Below are 16,367 nucleotides of genomic sequence, written 5' to 3'. Positions count from 1 at the left end.
ACAAGGCAGCAATGGCAGCCTCGCCCGCTCAGCCCGCTCTTTTGACCGGCGGGAAACCCGCCTGAAATCTTTTTAAAAAAGATTTCCCCGCACACACTTTGCTGTGCTATAGTGCAGCGCAACAGCAACAAGGTGCGACCGCGCCACGGCACCATGAAAGGAGCCACCGACATGAAGAACACGATGAAGTCTCTCAACAACTGGTGGTGGCGTGATGCGAATACGATCGGTCGACAGTGAGTCCCTCACGCCTGCTTTTGCGCTCTAGGTGATTGGAAGGCCTCCGGTTTCGACCGGGGGCCTTTTTCTATCTCGAGCCCGATCGCATTCGCATCACGCGCCTCCGTTTTTCTCTTACACTCCCCTTTTTGAAAGGATTTTCACCATGTCTCAGAACACCACCGCCACCGCCCAGCCCCGCACCGTCCAGACCGCCGACCGCGGCAAACTCGATGTCCGTGCCCTCGTCCTGCTCGCCATCCTGCTCGCCGCCGGCTTCATCCTCAACTTCACCGTCGGCAAGGCAGTCTCGAGCATTTCGGGCGGTATGATCAGCCCCGAGTTCATCATCTCGGCCTTCTGCCTCACCATTCTGGTCGTTCGCCCCAACATCGGTCAGGCGCTCGTCATTGGCCTCATCTCGGCTGCCGTGATCCAGATCACCACCACTTCGCCGTTCGTCGATTTTGCCGCCGAGGGCATCGCCGCCATGCTCATGGCCGGCATCGTCAACGCCGCCGGCAAGAACGGTCAGGTCAAGCCCGCCATCGCCATTGTTGCAACCTTCCTGACCACCTTTGTCTCCGGCGTCATCTTCATGGTCATCAAGATGGCCATGCTCGGCGTGGTAGGCGAGCTCGCCGCCGCCATGCTGCCCGTCGTTGCCATGACCGCCGTCTTTAACGCCATTCTGGTCGGCGCCCTCTACCTGCCCATCCAGAAGGCTCTTAGGCTCAACTAACCCGCTCGGCTTTACGAGCCACCCCATCTTGGCGTTCATTCGTCGCTCGCGTACCCAAGTACGCTTCGCTCCTCTTTCTTGCGCCAACCTGGGGCCCCTCGTAAAGCCGTCTCCGTGCTTCACCACCAAAGACTGTCCCAAACGACTAGCTTTTGGGGACGTTCTTAAACGACTAGTCATTAAAGAACGTCCCCAATGACTATGAAAGGTATCCATGGAAACGATCATCAACGTCGACGATGTCTCGTTCTCCTATGGCACGCAGACCGAGCAGGCGCTCAGCCACATCTCGCTCAGCGTGAACAAGGGAGATTTCATCGGCATCATCGGGCCCTCGGGCGCCGGCAAGTCCACGCTTGCCGCCTGCCTGTCGGGTGCCGTGCCCCACCACTACACCGGCACGTTCTTTGGGTCCGTCATGGTTGACGGCCACGACACCTGCGAAGCCTCGCTCACCGACGTGTCGCAAATCGTCGGCAGCGTGCTGCAGGATATCGACACGCAGATGGTCGCCTCGGTCGTTGAGGACGAGATGCTCTTTGGCCTCGAGAACTTTGGCGTTCCCCACGACCAGATCGAGCAGCGCGTGAGCGAAACGCTCGAGACCGTCGGCATCAGCGACCTGCGCGACCGCGAGATCGCCACCCTTTCGGGCGGACAGAAGCAAAAGGTAGCCATCGCCGCCATCCTCGCCATGCGTCCGCGCGTCTTGGTTCTCGACGAGCCCACCGCGGCACTCGACCCCGCCAGCTCCACGTTGGTCTTCGAGACGCTGCGTGAGGCAAACCGCACACTTGGAATCACCATCGTCGTCGTTGAGCAAAAGGTCGCCCTGCTCTCGGAGTACTGCAACCGCGTGCTCGTGCTCAACCATGGCGAAATCGCGCTGCAGGGCGAACCACACGAGGTCTTCGCGCATACCGACGAGCTCTGTGCCATCGGCGTCGACTGCCCTCGCGTCACGCGTATCTTCAATAGCCTCGAGGCCGATGGCCTGGTAAGCGGTACCCCTTGCTTGGATGTCGATGAGGCCGAGCGCCTGATTTCGGGCATTGTCGACCCCGCACACGCAAGCAGCGACATTCAGGCACCCGCCGGCTCACCGCACGCACCGTCGTTGCGCCCTCATGCCAAGGACGCCGAACCCGTGCTCACCTTCGATCACGTTGAGTTTGCCTACCCCAACGGCGGCGCTGCCGTCCACGACCTTAGCCTTACGCTCTATCCTGGCGAGCTCGTGGGCATCGTCGGCCAAAACGGCGCCGGCAAGACCACGCTCACCAAACTGCTCACGGGCCTGCTTAAGCCTGCCTCGGGCAGCGTGCGCGTTACGGGCCTGGACACCGCCGCGGTCCCCACAAGTCGCATCGCCCGCGAGGTCGCAACGCTCTTCCAAAACCCCGACCGCCAGATCTGCAAGGATACCGTGCTCGACGAGGTCGCTTTTGGACTGGAGCTTGCCGGCATCGACCGCGCCGAGGCCCTGCGTCGTGCTCAGCTCGTCATCGACCGCTTTGGCCTGCCCGCCGACGAGGCGCCCTTCTCGCTTTCGCGCGGCCAGCGACAAATGGTGGCGCTCGCCTCCGTCGTGGTCGTAGAGCCCAAGATCGTAGTACTCGACGAACCCACGAGCGGCCTTGACTACCGTGAGTGCATGACCGTCATGGAAACGGTACGCACCATGGCCGAGCGCGGCTGCGCCGTAATCATGGTCTGCCACGATATGGAAGTCGTTTCCGACTTTGCCGAACGTATTGTTGTGATGGCCGACGGCCGTATCCTCGACCGCGGACGCACGCACGAGCTGTTCTCGAATATTGAGCTCATGCAGCGTGCCTACGTGGAGCCGCCCCAGGTCATTGAACTCTCGCGCCGCTTGGCATCCTCCGTCTCCCCCGCTTTTGCGCAGGTGAGCGAGGTCACCGATATCGTTCGCATTACCAAGGAGATGGTCCGCCGTGGTTAACGTCATCGACTATATGCCGGGCGATACGCTGCTGCATCGCCTGAATCCCGTCGTCAAACTGGGCCTCGCCGCCGCCATCATCGTCGGCATCTTCTTGTCCGACACCTACGTGGCGCTGCTGGGCTTTTTGGCACTCACCCTTGCGCTGGGTGCCTATGCCGGCGTCGTCGACCGTCTGTTCTCGCTGCTCAAGTTGCTGATTCCGCTCGCGCTTATCATGCTGGTGCTCCAGCTGGCCTTTATGCGCGATGGCAACGTGGTGTGGGGCTTTATCACCGACACGGGTCTCATCACGGGATCGAAGGCCTGTCTGCGCCTGCTGGGTGTGGCGTTACCGCTCATCCTCATGCTCATGGTGACCAAGCTCAACGACCTTGCCAACGCCTGCGTCGAGGTGCTGCACGTGCCGTATCGCTATGCCTTCACCTTTACCACGGCGCTGCGCTTTGTGCCGGTGTTTGGTCAGGAGATGAACGCCATCATGGAAGCGCAGACCGCGCGCGGCGTCGAGTACGACACCAAGAACCCCATCAAGAAGCTTAAGCTCATGCTGCCACTGTGTGTGCCACTGCTCATCTCGAGCGTGGGCAAGACCGATGCCACAGCCTTGGCGGCAGAACAGCGCGGCTTCTATCTGCGTACGCGCGCCAGCTCGTACAAGCGCTACCCCATCAAGGGCCTGGACATCGCCGTACTCATCGTCAGCATCGCCCTCATCGCCATCGGCTTCCTGTTCTAGTTCACCACCGGCAGCAACCACCCAACGCAAAAGGCCTCGGCTCGCACCAAACGAGCCGAGGCCTTTACTGTTTCACCAGATAAAACCTACCAAAATTAACCTGTCCCTTTTTGACAGGTCGGAAGCTAGAGGCGGTAGGGAGCGCCGCTGCGGATGATGGATTCGCGCACCAGGACATCCATGGCGTCGAGGGTGATCTCGGGCATCTCTCGGTACTTTTGCAGCACCGAGAGCTCGGTGCAGGCCAGAATGACGCGGTCGCAGCCGCTACGGGCAAACTCCCACATCACACGGTCGAACTTATCCATATCGGGCTCACGCCCGGCCTTCACATCATCGTAGATAAGCGACATCACATCGTTCTGACGTTTCTCGCTGGGATAGACAACCTCAACACCCGCAGCCTTACATTCGCGGCCGTAGACGCCCGCGCCCACGGTGCCATCGGTTCCCATAATGCCAATCTTGTGCACCGGCTCGGCCGGCATACTCAGGTTGGGATCGAACTCGCACTCCCCCATCACCGCACCGGCCAGAGCATAGCGCACCGACTCACGCGGCATGTGGATAATCGGCACCTTCGTAAACGACTGGATCTGGTCGTAGAAGTAGTGCGACGTGTTGCAGGGAATGGCAATGTGCGCACAGCCCAGCGACTCGAGTGCCTGGGCGCACTCTTTCATGGTCGCCAGCAGCTTGGCATGCTCGCCGGTCTTAATGGCCAACGTGCGGTCGGGCATGGTCGACTTGGAGAGCACCACCATGTCGATATGTTCCTGATCGCAGGCAGCAGCCGTATGACGCACCACCTGGTCGTAGTAATACGACGTGGCCTCGGCGCCCATACCGCCGATAACTCCCAGCTTTTCCATCGCCGCCTCCTTGGTGACGCTTGCGCAATTGCGCGTATCATACCCGCGCCCGCCCGAAGCAAACCGGACGGGCGCCGCGCTCATCTACTTGTAATACGTCTTGAACAGCTTAAAGTGGCGCAGCTTGGTGTGCCACATGCGCAGCCAGCGATTAAAGACAAAGTCGCCCTTCATAAACGAAGGGTCGGCGCCCTTGCCTTCCTTGTCCAGGCGATGCACCTTAGCGCGCAGCTCGGGATCCTTGACGTACTTGTCGACGACGCCCATGGGAACGACCATCCACAGCGCCTCGTCCTGTGCCGTCACAAACTCCGGCTCAAACGGGCGGTCGAACACATACTCGTCCACCACATACTTGGCAACGTTAAAGCCGCTGTTGGTAACGTAGTAGTTGCTGCGGCCCTGGCGCGTGTTGAAATCGAAGAACTTAAACGAGCCGTCGCGCTCGTCGTACTTAACGTCAAAGTTGGAATAACCTACAAAGTTCAGGTCCTCGAGCAGCTTGCGCACGCCGCCCATGAGCTCGTCATTGGGCTCGGTAATGATACAGGCATGGTTGCCGACACCGTGGGGCTGATGCTCCTCGAGCAGCACGTGACCCAGGCACATCATGCGGACCTTGCCGTTGCGGTCGGAATAGCTGGTGAGCACGCGCATGTACTCGTCGTTGCCGGGCACGCGATCCTGCAAGATCAGGTCGTCGGTGTAGCCGCTGGCATACGAATCGCGAATGACCTGTTCCAGCTCGGCGCGGTCGGCAATCTCATAGGCCTTCTTCTGGCCCTCGAACTCATGCTGCCACCACATGATGCCGTCAGAAGGCTTCAGAATCATCGGGTAAGGAAAATCGATCTGGTCGAGCACTTCGGCAGGCGCCTCACCCTGGGCATTGAGCATCGCCTTGGTAAAGGTAAACGTGTGCGGATAGGGCACGCCATGCTTCTCGCACAGCTCGTAGAAGATCTCCTTCTTCTGGCACTGCTCGAGCATGCTGTAGGGCGCGTAGGGAGCGACGATGTTATCCGCCAGCTCATGAGCATCCTTGGCTTGAGCCACGAGAGCGACATAGTTGTCGCCACAGCCCACAAGGACAATAGTCTTGTCGGCATGCGCTTGGGCAATGCCGTTGACGGTTTTGAGCATCACGGGCATGGTGTCGATATCCACGTTGGGCGTGTAGTCGATAATCTGGCTGCGGTACGCGGGACCCGTCTGATACTTGCCAAAGACCAGACTCTTGACCTGGTACTCCTCGTAGAAGGCGCGCGCCACCGAATAGGCGTTGATGTCGCCACCAAGCAGCACGGGAATGAACTCGCGCTCTGTAAATTGCAATGCCATGGAAACTTCCTATCATGAACTGCCCACACAACGGGCGGTCTTTGCGCAACTGATTTATTCTAGCGTGCCAAGCCGCCGGCGCCCAAAGCTCCACCGTATCTATGGCAATCGACGTATTCGTCCAGCACGAAGACGGCGCCCACCGTTGTATGACAATGGGCAATGAACCTACCGTTGTTGTAGGATTCAGCGTATTGACATCTTCGAGCGAAAGGCGCACACGTGCCCCAAGACCATCCGACCGATAATCCCATCCTCAATGCCGCGAGGCGCGAGCTGGCGGAACGTGCGAAAGCGACCGCTCCCCTGTGCACGGCAAACGACGCCTACAACGGACCCGCCCGCATCGTCTCGATCAACACGTCGGCACACAAGGGCACGCGCAAGTCGCCCGTCGCCGATGGACACGACACCGTTATAGAGCAATTTGGCCTCGCCTCCGATGCGCACGCCGGGCATTGGCACCGCCAGGTTTCCTTTTTAGCTGCAGAGTCTATCCAGACGGCGCAGGCGCGCGGGCTCGATGTGCACGAGGGCGACTTTGGCGAGAACTTCACAACCCAGGGCATCAACCTGCTCTCGCTCCCCCTGGGAACGCAGCTCAAGATTGGCAACGATGTCCTGGTCGAAATCAGTCAGATCGGCAAGGTCTGCCACACCCGCTGTGCCATCTACTATCTCGCCGGCGACTGTATCTTTCCCCACGAGGGCATTTTCGGCGTGGTGCTACAAGGCGGAGAAGCCCATACCGGCGACGACATACAGGTGGTCAAGCTCGGCGATGGCACCTGTTCCTTCACTCCCGCCGACGCACTCAAAGAGGTGGAGCAGGCTCGTCGCGAAGGAACCCTGTAGTTGCAAAATCCCACGTTGAAGTAGCTTTTACAGCCAAGAATCCCGTTGCAATAGGGTGCCGTAACGTTAAAGTTGAACTCTATGGTTTCTCAACAATTCATCATAACTGCAGGTCAAAGCCAAAGCCTCAAGTTCAACTTGACCCTTTGGGACCTTTAAGGTTCAAGTTGAGGTCGAAAGCAGTAGTAGAATACACCTCGAACCATAACCTACGATTGATTGCAGAGGGACTGGATGCAGCATTCGAATCATCGCACCGCAGCGCTCATTGCGTCGAAGCCGGCTCGTATCATCACGAGCGCCGCGCTCGCCGTTGCGCTGACGGCCACGCCGATGCTCTCCCCCGTTGCGGCGTATGCCGCCTCGCAGGCAACGCAGGACCAGCTTTCCGCAGCCCAGCAGAAGATCGAAGCCGCCACGAGCGCCTACAACGACGCCCGCACCAAACTCGATGACCTGCAAAAGCAGATTGACTCCAATGAGGCAAGCATCGAGGAAATCGAGGCTAAGCTTCCCGAGCAGCAGGCCAAGGCAAGCTCCGCCATGCGCGATCTGTACAAGTATCAGAAGGGCACCAATCCCATCGTGAGCTTCCTGGTCAACGCGCAGAGCCTGGGTGAGTTCATCACGACCTGCAAATACACCAACCAGATCACGAGCTCGAGCGTCGACGAGATCGAGCAGCTCAATAACATGCAAACCGAACTCGAGCAGAACAAAGCCGAGCTCCAGCAAGCCAAGTCTCAGCTTGAGGCAGAGCAGAAAAACGCCGAGGATGCGCTGGCGCAGGCCCAGCAGCTCCGCAGCGAGGCACAGGCAAAAGCCGAGCAGGAAAATGCCGCCGAGCTTGCCAAGCTTGAGGCCGATAAGGCCGCTGCCGCCGAGAAGCTCTCGGGCGAGGGCGTAAGCGGCAGCAATTCCAGCAGCCAGGCCACCAACACCAACACCACCATCGACACCACGGTGAACAACGCCAATACCGGTAGCTCCGATTACGATTCGTTCATTAATGAGTGGACGAGCCGCATCGACAATTATCTCGCCGGCTCCCCCATGGCAGGCCAGGGCTATAACTTTGCCGTCGCCGCTTGGAATACCGGTGTCGACCCCCGTTGGTCCCCCGCCATCGCCTGCATCGAGAGCACCAAGGGCGCTTATTGCGCCAATTCTTACAACGCCTGGGGCTGGAGTGCCCGTGGCGGCGGTTGGCGCAGCTTTGGCAGCTGGAGCGAGGGCATCTCCGCTCACGTTGCCTATCTGGGCGCCAACTACGGCTCCACCCTTACCCCGGCAGCAGCCAAAAAGTACTGCCCGCCCACGTGGCAGGACTGGTACAACAAAGTCGCCGCTCAGATGAACCGCATCTAAGTGCAACTGCAAAGGGCCCCAATGGGGCCCTTTTCTTTTAGGTAGCGGAGGTATCGACGACGCCGGTCGCATTGGCAACCGCAACTATGACGATCATGCATAGGAGCAGCACACCCAATGCCTTGAGCCAGAGTTTCGCGAGCTTCTTGCCGCGATAGCTGTCGAGCAATGCGAATCGCCGACGAAGACGGCGCTTATCGAGCAGCGCAAAATGCATAAGCACCATAAGGCCATCGACAAAGAAAAAATACTCGATTATGAGAAGCCACGTCGGGTAGCTTTGGGTTGCTCCGGTGGGATGAAAGACGGCAAAGTGACTACCGGCAAAGAACACGAGCAGCGAGAAACAGACGAGCGTATTCCAAATGCGCCCCAAAGACTCCGGACCGCGAGAGAGCAGACCGCATGCAGCGGAGGCGGCAGACCTAGGAAGCCCCGCGGGGTTCTGGAGCCCTTGGGGCGTCAACACCGTCTCCGAGGCCGGAGTACGGACAGCCACAGGCGCAAGAGGCCGCACGGGGCGACTTAGATCGTATGCCGCGCGCGTCGCCCGTCCCAATGCTTCCGCACTCGCAAAACGCTTGGCCGGGTCGAGCGCCATCGACATGCAGACGGCATCGGCAAGTGGAGCGGGAATGCCACGCGCCTCGCATTGCTCGCGCAGGTCGAGCCCTGGTTTAGGATCGACTCCCGTCAAGCAGAAGAACAACAGGGCGCCAAGTGCGTAGACGTCGCTTCGCACGCTCGTCTGCCCAAACCCATACTGCTCGGGCGGCGCATAGGGCCGTGTCCCAAACTTGACGGTGTCGGCATCGGCGCCGTCGCGCCATACGCGAGCGATCCCCAAGTCGATAATCACCAGCGATGAAAATGTCAGGCCGTCATCAGGCGTATAGTTGGCACCTGTCACGATGATATTCGACGGCTTGAGGTCACGATGGATCACCGGCGCCGACGTCTCCCCCGCTATTGCAAAACCGGCGTGGAGCTCGCCCACGGCATCGCATAGGGCAGGATACAATTCACGCGCATAATCGGGGGTGGCTCCCAGACGGTCCACCAGCGCCCCGAGCGTCTCCCCTTCGATGTATTCCATAACCACGTTGAGCTCGTCGCCCACACGACGACAATCGACGATTCTGGGCAGGTGCTCAAAACGCCTGCCTGCCCGCTGAGCGGCAAACAGACGCTCGTATGCCCCGCCGATTTGAGCCGAAGCATCGATGCGTTTACGGACAAAGGGGCCGAGCGAACCACCGCCGGTTCCTTCAAAGTACACGAGCTCGGTTGCTTCAACGGACGAGCGCTTAAGTACACGCTCCACGCGATAGCTGTCGTCGCGATCGAGCGACGCCAGGTGCTCGGCAAGCGCTGCGGTCAGCTCGTCATCGGAATATGTTGGGCTCTGAGTATCCATAGCCTCCATCATAGCGCAGGGCGCAGACACCCCATGGCATCCGCGCCCCGTTCGTTTGCATCGTTGTTCGACAGCTCTACCGGCTCAGATATCAGCCGCTAACTCACCGTCTCCTCGCCAAAGCGATACAGTTCCTCGTTGACCTTTTGGAGACTGCACCCGCGATCGATGCAAAAGATGATAATCGCATCGCGGCGGTCCTTGCAGTTAAGGACGCTTACCCCGGCAGCCGTCAGCGCACGGTTGGTCTCTTTGAGCGTCAGCGCCATCGCAAAGGCAATCTGCAGCACCTTATTGCGACTCGGATGACGCGCACCGGTAAAGATCTGATAGCCAAAGGTCTCATTGAGATCAGCCATACGGACCACGCGCGAGCGCTCCAAGCCCTTTTCCTGCAGTAGCTGCTTCAGGTAGTCCGAAAGCGACGGGGCGGCAAAGTCGTGCTCCCTGATATAGCCATCGATGTTCGGCGCATCGAGAAGCTCATTGAGCAACTCCTCGGTCAGCTTTTTATCGGACATACGACTTCACCTCCCCCAGTGCATGCAACATGCTAGAAACCGCTTACGTCCGAACGCTCCCAGCTAGCAACCTGGTCGGGAGACACCGTACCCAGCGCCTCGAACTTCCAGGAGCCGCCCGCCTTCAGATGATTGGTGTTTGCAAGAGCCGTTCCAACCTGGTTGCCATCGGCATCATACAGAACATATTCAATCTGAATGTAGCTCTTTTCCTTGTCCGTGTTATTGGTCAGGGTGCCCGTGATCTTATAGGTAAACTGATTGGAAGTGTCTTCAGCCTCGTCAGCAATGGTATACGGTTCTTGCGGTTCTTTTTGCTCCTCAGCCTGCCGTGTCGTCTCGGCAGGTTTTGCCGAATCGCTCGCAGACGAATCGGTTGAGTTGCCGCCCATAGAGCCCACGGCACCGACAATAACCAGCACCACGATGATGCCTAGGACAATCTTGCCGATTGGCTTCTTTCCCTCTTTTGCCATTATTCATCCTTCCTACGATCCGGCTACCGTGCCGGTACACAGCACATCGTAGGAAGGATTGAACTTGAATTCATTAGCTGAGAGCTAAGGCTGCGGTAAACGACCAATGCAGTTATCCAAACGCCGAGCAAACGCACTGCGCGCGACCGTCTGCTGGCAGTGCATCAACCCACCGTGACGGATTCCCCGGTAAAGGCACTGATCATCAACAGGACAAAGAAAACAAGGTAGCTGGCACTCAGCAGGTACGCAATGATCAGAAAGACGACCCAGCCGACATTGGTTTTACCGTCGGCACGGCGTTGCTCGCGATTGCGGCAGAGCCAAATCGTCACGCCGATGGCAGTGATAAACAGCACGAGCGCCGCCGCGGCAAGCCCGGCAAGCGCAAACATCACGCCAATGCTCACAGCAATAACCGGAAGCAGCAGCAAACCGCACCCGCATCCACCCGGACTATATACGGCAGACTGTCGGCGTCGCCTCATCGCCGCGCCACCCCCATCATCTTTGAGCACTACAGTGCGATAGCCTGCTGAACAGGAACGATCTTGTCGAGTTCCGGTTCGATCCGCCTTTTCTCGGCCTCAAGGTCAAACGCCACCTGAGCGCGCAGCCAATAACCATCCGTCAGGCCAAAATAACGGCAAAGACGGAGGTCGGTGTCGGCCGTCACGCGACGTTTTCCCAAGACAATCTGCCCGATACGCTGAGCCGGAATCCCAGTCTCTTTCGCAAGGCGATATTGAGAAATGCCCATGGGAACAAGAAACTCCTCTTTGAGAAGCTCACCAGGAGTCACCGGCGACAGCAAATCGGCCGAAGTCTCATCACTTGTGATAATCGACGATTTCGACATTCCAAGCCATCTCCTGTCTCCACTCAAAACAGACCCGATAGCGCTCGTTAACACGGATGCTATATTGACCGGCACGATCGCCCTTCAAAGCTTCCAGGCGGTTGCCCGGTGGAACGCGAAGATCATCAAGCGAAGCACAAACCTGCAGTTGGCGAATCTTCCTCAACGCAACACGCTCAAAGGGCACGAACCTCCTGACCCGCACACCCATGGCAAAGCGTTCGGTATCCTCATCTTTATACGATGCAATCATAGTATCGCCTTACGTTAGTAACGTCAAACGTTTCTATAGACTTACATCTCTATTATATCGTACGTTTGTTCGTGTTTTCTAGAACAAATAGTCCTTTGCGCCTTAGTCAAGCAAAAGCAATCGTTTGTAGACATCGAGGCCTTTGAGAAGAATCTCCTCGTCAAAGAGCATGGTATCGGTATGCAGAGCGCTCATCGCATAGGCTGGGCAGTCATCAGCGTCGATCGGGTTTTCTTGTCCTTCTGGCACGCCCGTGCCCAGCAAGAAGAACACGCCCGGCAGATGGCGCTGATAGAAAGCAAAGTCCTCGGCAATTAACAGCGGCTCGTCCACAAGTTGCAGCTCGGGCAAGGCAGGCGCAATGTGGGCAAACAACTCGGGGTCGTTATCGACTGGCGGATAGCCCTCGGCAAAGTCGAGATCGTACGTACAGCCCGTTGCGGTGCACGCCTCGTCGAGCGCACGGCGTACGCCCTCGCGCGCACGGTCGAACATGGCGTCCGTAAACACACGCAAGCTACCGGCAACATGGGCCTCCCCCGCCACCGCATTGCAGACGGTGCCGGCCTGCAGCAGGCCAAACTTACCGATGCAGGGCTCATCGGCACCCAGCTCGTCCATCAGCTCGCGCTCGGCAACCAGGAACTTTGCCGCCGCCAGCGCCACATCGTGCGACTCCTCGACCGGAACGCCATAGGTCTTAGCGATATGGATGCTCGTCCCGTGAATATGAATGTGTGTCTCACTCGAACGCGCCAGCAGCGGACCGGAACAACTCGCCAACGTGCCGGCAGGCAGATCGGGCCACACATGGAAGCCAAAAATGCGGTCAGCCCCATAGCGCTCGAACACACCGCTCTCGCATACCGTCTTGGCACCACCGGTCGTTTCCTCGGCCGGCTGGAACACAAAGAGAACGTTGCGCCTAATGGCGCCCGGCTGCTCGCGAATCGTACGGTCGACATACGTCGCGGCGGCAAGTGCCATGGCCATGTGTCCGTCATGTCCGCAAGCGTGCATCTTGCCGGGATGGATCGAGGCAAAGGCCGCTCCCGTCGCCTCCGCGATGGGCAGCGCATCCATATCGGCGCGAATCGCCGTGGCACGCGCGGCACCAACGCCAGCGTCGAAGAAAGCGCAGACGCAGCTGGGACACGGATGGGTCACCTCGCAAGCGAGCGGCGCCAACACGCCCTCGATATAGGCGATAGTCTGCGGAAGATCGAAATCGAGCTCCGGAATGCGATGGAGATCGCGGCGATAGCGACGGAGTTCTTGGAGCTCGGTCATAGAGAATCCCTTCGTGAGGCACATCTGTTGCAACTTATTGTGATACAGGATTGTGGCACACATGTTTCCAGCATATTGCTGCATTTTTTAAACGTTATATACGAATACTCTTGTTTGGTAAAGTGCAACGTGATAGGGTCTTTACCACTTGATAGAGGCGCGGGCACGAAGAGCCGCGGGCGAGCCGGCAGGCTTTGACCCCGTGGGGAGGCGAAACCCGCCGAACTGGGTTTTTCGGGCACGAACAACCTGGTGGGCCTGTGGGAAACACCCACAGGACTGTCTGCAGCAATGCGGGAGCGCTATCCGGACATTGGGTCCACGCTATGCGGATTCGATGCGCAGATGGCGCCGTCTGGATAGCGAGGTTTACGGGACATGGCATTGACCCCCAACGAGGCATATGCGGCCAAGCAGCCGTTTGTGGACAAGGAGACACTCGAGCATATCGTCGAGCAGTTCCCCACGCCGTTTCATCTATACGACGAGGCGGGTATCCGCCGCAACATGCAAGAAGTGCGCGACGCCTTTGCGTGGAACCCGGGGTTTAAGGAGTACTTTGCCGTCAAGGCCAACCCCAACCCGGCCCTTATCTCAATTCTCAACGAATACGGCTGCGGCTGCGATTGCTCGAGCTATACCGAGCTCATGATCGCCCGCTCGCTGGGCATCACCGGCCATGACATCATGTTCTCGTCCAACGACACGCCGGCGGCAGACTTTGAGCTTGCCGACAAGTTGGGCGCCATCGTCAACTTCGACGATATCAGCCACATTGAGTTTTACGAGCGCGTCGCGGGACCCATCCCCAAGACGGTGAGCTGCCGTTTTAACCCGGGCGGCCTGTTCCAGCTTTCCAACGGCATTATGGACAACCCGGGCGATTCCAAGTACGGCATGACCACCGAGCAGCTCTTTGATGCCTTCCGCATGCTCAAGGCCAAGGGCGCCGAGGACTTTGGCATCCATGCCTTCCTTGCCAGCAACACCGTCACCAACGATTACTACCCCAAGCTCGCGCGAATCCTCTTTGAACTTGCCGTGCGCCTGGAGCGCGAGACCGGTGCACATGTCGCCTTTATCAATCTGTCCGGCGGTGTGGGTATCCCCTACCTGCCCGAGCAGCAGGCCAATGACATCCACGCCATCGGCGAGGGTGTACACGCGGCCTACGACGAGATCCTGGTTCCCGCCGGCATGGGCGATGTGGCGATCTGCACCGAGATGGGCCGCTTTATGATGGGCCCCTACGGGTGCCTGGTCACCAAGGCCATTCACGAAAAGCGGATCTACAAAGACTATATCGGCGTGGACGCAAGTGCCGTCGACCTCATTCGTCCTGCCATGTATGGCGCTTACCACCACGTTACAGTGATGGGCCAGCCGGGTGGCCCCGACAAGTCCGCAGCTCCCGTCACGAACACGTACGATATCACGGGCAACCTGTGCGAAAACAACGACAAGTTCGCCATCGACCGCGAGCTGCCGCATATCGACATGGGTGACCTGCTTGTAATCCACGATACCGGTGCGCATGGCTACTCCATGGGCTACAACTACAACGGACGTCTGCGCTCCGCCGAGGTCCTGCTGCGCCCCGATGGCGCGGCCGACCTCATCCGCCGCGCCGAGCGCCCGGGCGATTACTTTTCCACGCTCGACGTGCTGCCGTGCGGCCGAGAGCTGCTGGCCAAGTCGCGCGCCGAAAGCGCCCGCCGTCGCGCCCAAGACGAGCGCCTGGCAGTCGCAGCTCAATGGAACAAACGCATCCAGATCGCGGAGGCGAAGGAGAAGAACATGGACATCCGCAATCTCGAGGGCTCAATCGTCGCCCTGGTTACGCCGTTTAAAAAGGACGGCAGTGTCGACTTTGACGCGCTCGAGCGCCTTATCGATTTCCACTTGCAAAATGGCACCGACGCCATTCTCACCCTGGGCACCACCGGCGAGAGCGCCACGATGACCGATGACGAGGACAACTCCGTCGTCGCCGCCGTGGTCAAGCATGTTGCAGGACGCGTCCCCGTCATCGCCGGCTCAGGCTCCAACTCCACGCAGACCATGCTCACCAAGTCGCTTACTTACCAGGGCTTGGGAGCCGACGGCCTGCTGCTCATTACCCCCTACTACAACAAGTCCAACGAAGAGGGTATCTATCAGCACTTTAAGACCGTCGCCGATGCCGTTGACATCCCCTGCATCCTGTACAACATCCCCGGCCGCTGCGGCTGCGGTATCAGCGAGCGCAACGTAGAGCGCCTAGCCGCGCACCCCAACATCATGGGCATCAAGGAGGCCTCGGGCAACGTCGCCTACGCGGCCAAGATCGCCCACCTGCTGTCCGACGATTTCCGCATGTACTCGGGCGAGGATGCACTCACAGTGCCGCTCATGAGCCTGGGCGCTTCGGGCACCATCAGCGTGTGGGCCGACGTGCAGCCGCAGCTTGTACACGACATGTGCCGCGCTTATCTGGACGGCGACGTAGCGCGCGCCCGCGATATCCAGATTGCCGGCCAGCCGCTCATCAACGCCCTCTTTAGCGAGGTCAACCCCATCCCCGTCAAGGAAGCGCTCGCCCAGATGGGCATGATCGAGGCAAACTACCGTATGCCGCTGTGCCCCATGGCAGACGACACGCGAGCCGCACTTACCGATGCTCTGAAGGGAGCTGGTCTACTTGATTAAGACCGTCATTATGGGAACGGGCCGCATGGGCTCGCTCATCCGCACTACCGCCGAAGGCATTGTCGACGCCGCCGGGCAGCCCGTTTTTGATATCGTGGCCCAGATTGGCTTCGATTTGAGCGAGCTCGAGAACGCACCGGCTGCCGACGTCATCATCGACTTCTCGAACGTCGCGACCTTCGACGCCGTCGTCGCCTATGTCGAGCGCACGGGCGCGGCGTTGGTCTCAGGCACCACAGGCTACACCCCCGAGCAGATGGACCGCCTGCGTGAGCTGGGCCAGAACACCCGCGTTATGCACTCGGGCAATTACTCCATCGGTATCGCAGCCCTGCGCCATCTGGTAGCGCAGGCTACACGCGAGCTGCCCGGCTTTGACTGCGAAATCGTCGAGACGCACCACAACCAAAAGGTCGACGCCCCCAGCGGCACTGCCAAGCTACTGCTCGACGCCGTCGTCGAAGCCGAGCCCGAGGCAGGCTACCACCCCGTCTATGGCCGCGAGGGCATGTGCGGAGCACGCGATCCCAAGGAAATCGGTATGCACTCGCTGCGCGGCGGCACCGTCGCCGGCGTGCACGAGGTGAGCTTCTTTGGCCAGGACGAGGAGGTCACGCTCACCCACCGCGCCACGAGCCGTCAGATCTTTGTCAACGGCGCCTTGGCAGCCGCGCAGAAGCTCGTCACCCGCGAACCCGGCTTCTATACGTTCGACAAGGTCATGTTTGCCTAACCAGGTATCAACCGAATCCACCCAAAGG

16 protein-coding genes and 1 riboswitch are annotated in these 16,367 nt (G+C 59.3%); of the genes, 7 read left to right on the top strand and 9 right to left on the bottom strand.

Annotation, left to right across the window (positions count from 1 at the left end; translation table 11 throughout):
• The first annotated feature begins 385 nt into the window (after nucleotides 1–385).
• From GXM19_RS00860 to GXM19_RS00850, 3 genes are all read left to right on the top strand, one after another.
• Complete coding sequence (locus tag GXM19_RS00860) at nucleotides 386–961, top strand: hypothetical protein (RefSeq protein ID WP_006234321.1); 576 nt, start codon at nucleotides 386–388, stop codon at nucleotides 959–961.
• Nucleotides 962–1,175: 214 nt separating this feature from the next.
• Nucleotides 1,176–2,927: an ABC transporter ATP-binding protein gene (locus tag GXM19_RS00855; protein ID WP_006234322.1), complete on the top strand. Its 1,752-nt coding sequence runs from the start codon at nucleotides 1,176–1,178 to the stop codon at nucleotides 2,925–2,927.
• Complete coding sequence (locus GXM19_RS00850; RefSeq protein WP_022094111.1) at nucleotides 2,920–3,666, top strand: energy-coupling factor transporter transmembrane component T family protein; 747 nt, start codon at nucleotides 2,920–2,922, stop codon at nucleotides 3,664–3,666. The genes GXM19_RS00855 and GXM19_RS00850 overlap by 8 nt, the downstream gene beginning before the upstream one ends.
• A gap of 125 nt (nucleotides 3,667–3,791) precedes the next feature.
• Here GXM19_RS00850 and GXM19_RS00845 read toward each other — a convergent pair whose 3' ends face one another.
• Both GXM19_RS00845 and GXM19_RS00840 read right to left on the bottom strand, forming a co-directional pair.
• A complete protein-coding gene (locus GXM19_RS00845) occupies nucleotides 3,792–4,538 on the bottom strand; it encodes an aspartate/glutamate racemase family protein (protein ID WP_040358337.1) in 747 nt (248 codons plus the stop codon).
• A gap of 84 nt (nucleotides 4,539–4,622) precedes the next feature.
• Nucleotides 4,623–5,879 (bottom strand): carboxylate--amine ligase, encoded by a 1,257-nt coding sequence (locus GXM19_RS00840; protein WP_006234326.1) that lies wholly within the window; start codon nucleotides 5,877–5,879, stop codon nucleotides 4,623–4,625.
• Between the two features lie 222 nt (nucleotides 5,880–6,101).
• Here GXM19_RS00840 and GXM19_RS00835 point away from each other — a divergent pair, with 222 nt between their 5' ends.
• The gene (locus GXM19_RS00835) at nucleotides 6,102–6,734 is read left to right on the top strand and encodes an MOSC domain-containing protein (protein ID WP_006234327.1); all 633 of its coding nucleotides are present in this window, start codon (nucleotides 6,102–6,104) and stop codon (nucleotides 6,732–6,734) included.
• Between the two features lie 234 nt (nucleotides 6,735–6,968).
• A complete protein-coding gene (locus tag GXM19_RS00830) occupies nucleotides 6,969–8,102 on the top strand; it encodes a coiled-coil domain-containing protein (RefSeq protein WP_006234328.1) in 1,134 nt (377 codons plus the stop codon).
• 37 nt (nucleotides 8,103–8,139) lie between these two features.
• Here the strand turns inward: GXM19_RS00830 and GXM19_RS00825 are convergent, their stop codons facing one another.
• The 7 genes from GXM19_RS00825 to GXM19_RS00795 all read right to left on the bottom strand — a co-directional run bounded on the left by GXM19_RS00825 (nucleotide 8,140) and on the right by GXM19_RS00795 (nucleotide 12,918).
• Nucleotides 8,140–9,519: a serine/threonine protein kinase gene (locus GXM19_RS00825; protein ID WP_040358340.1), complete on the bottom strand. Its 1,380-nt coding sequence runs from the start codon at nucleotides 9,517–9,519 to the stop codon at nucleotides 8,140–8,142.
• A 98-nt stretch (nucleotides 9,520–9,617) separates the two neighbouring features.
• Nucleotides 9,618–10,040, bottom strand: coding sequence for a hypothetical protein (locus GXM19_RS00820; protein WP_006234330.1), 423 nt, complete (start codon nucleotides 10,038–10,040; stop codon nucleotides 9,618–9,620).
• Between the two features lie 32 nt (nucleotides 10,041–10,072).
• Nucleotides 10,073–10,516, bottom strand: a complete 444-nt coding sequence (locus GXM19_RS00815; protein WP_006234331.1) for an FxLYD domain-containing protein — start codon at nucleotides 10,514–10,516, stop codon at nucleotides 10,073–10,075.
• A gap of 164 nt (nucleotides 10,517–10,680) precedes the next feature.
• Nucleotides 10,681–10,950: a hypothetical protein gene (locus GXM19_RS00810; RefSeq protein WP_050766085.1), complete on the bottom strand. Its 270-nt coding sequence runs from the start codon at nucleotides 10,948–10,950 to the stop codon at nucleotides 10,681–10,683.
• An 83-nt stretch (nucleotides 10,951–11,033) separates the two neighbouring features.
• Nucleotides 11,034–11,375 (bottom strand): HigA family addiction module antitoxin, encoded by a 342-nt coding sequence (locus tag GXM19_RS00805; RefSeq protein WP_050766086.1) that lies wholly within the window; start codon nucleotides 11,373–11,375, stop codon nucleotides 11,034–11,036.
• On the bottom strand, nucleotides 11,347–11,628 hold the full coding sequence (locus tag GXM19_RS00800; protein WP_006234335.1) for a type II toxin-antitoxin system RelE/ParE family toxin: 282 nt from the start codon (nucleotides 11,626–11,628) through the stop codon (nucleotides 11,347–11,349). The genes GXM19_RS00805 and GXM19_RS00800 overlap by 29 nt, the downstream gene beginning before the upstream one ends.
• A gap of 102 nt (nucleotides 11,629–11,730) precedes the next feature.
• Complete coding sequence (locus tag GXM19_RS00795) at nucleotides 11,731–12,918, bottom strand: N-acetyldiaminopimelate deacetylase (RefSeq protein WP_040358348.1); 1,188 nt, start codon at nucleotides 12,916–12,918, stop codon at nucleotides 11,731–11,733.
• A gap of 144 nt (nucleotides 12,919–13,062) precedes the next feature.
• A riboswitch (Lysine riboswitch) is annotated at nucleotides 13,063–13,231 on the top strand.
• A gap of 65 nt (nucleotides 13,232–13,296) precedes the next feature.
• Here GXM19_RS00795 and dapA point away from each other — a divergent pair.
• The gene (gene dapA / locus GXM19_RS11035) at nucleotides 13,297–15,606 is read left to right on the top strand and encodes a 4-hydroxy-tetrahydrodipicolinate synthase (protein ID WP_006234337.1); all 2,310 of its coding nucleotides are present in this window, start codon (nucleotides 13,297–13,299) and stop codon (nucleotides 15,604–15,606) included.
• The gene (gene dapB / locus GXM19_RS00785; RefSeq protein ID WP_172544914.1) at nucleotides 15,599–16,339 is read left to right on the top strand and encodes a 4-hydroxy-tetrahydrodipicolinate reductase; all 741 of its coding nucleotides are present in this window, start codon (nucleotides 15,599–15,601) and stop codon (nucleotides 16,337–16,339) included. Before dapA ends, dapB begins: the two co-directional genes overlap by 8 nt.
• Nucleotides 16,340–16,367 lie beyond the last annotated feature (28 nt).

Source organism: Collinsella aerofaciens ATCC 25986 (assembly GCF_010509075.1).
GTDB lineage: Bacteria > Actinomycetota > Coriobacteriia > Coriobacteriales > Coriobacteriaceae > Collinsella > Collinsella aerofaciens.
This window is presented reverse-complemented; position numbering and strand designations above follow the sequence as displayed.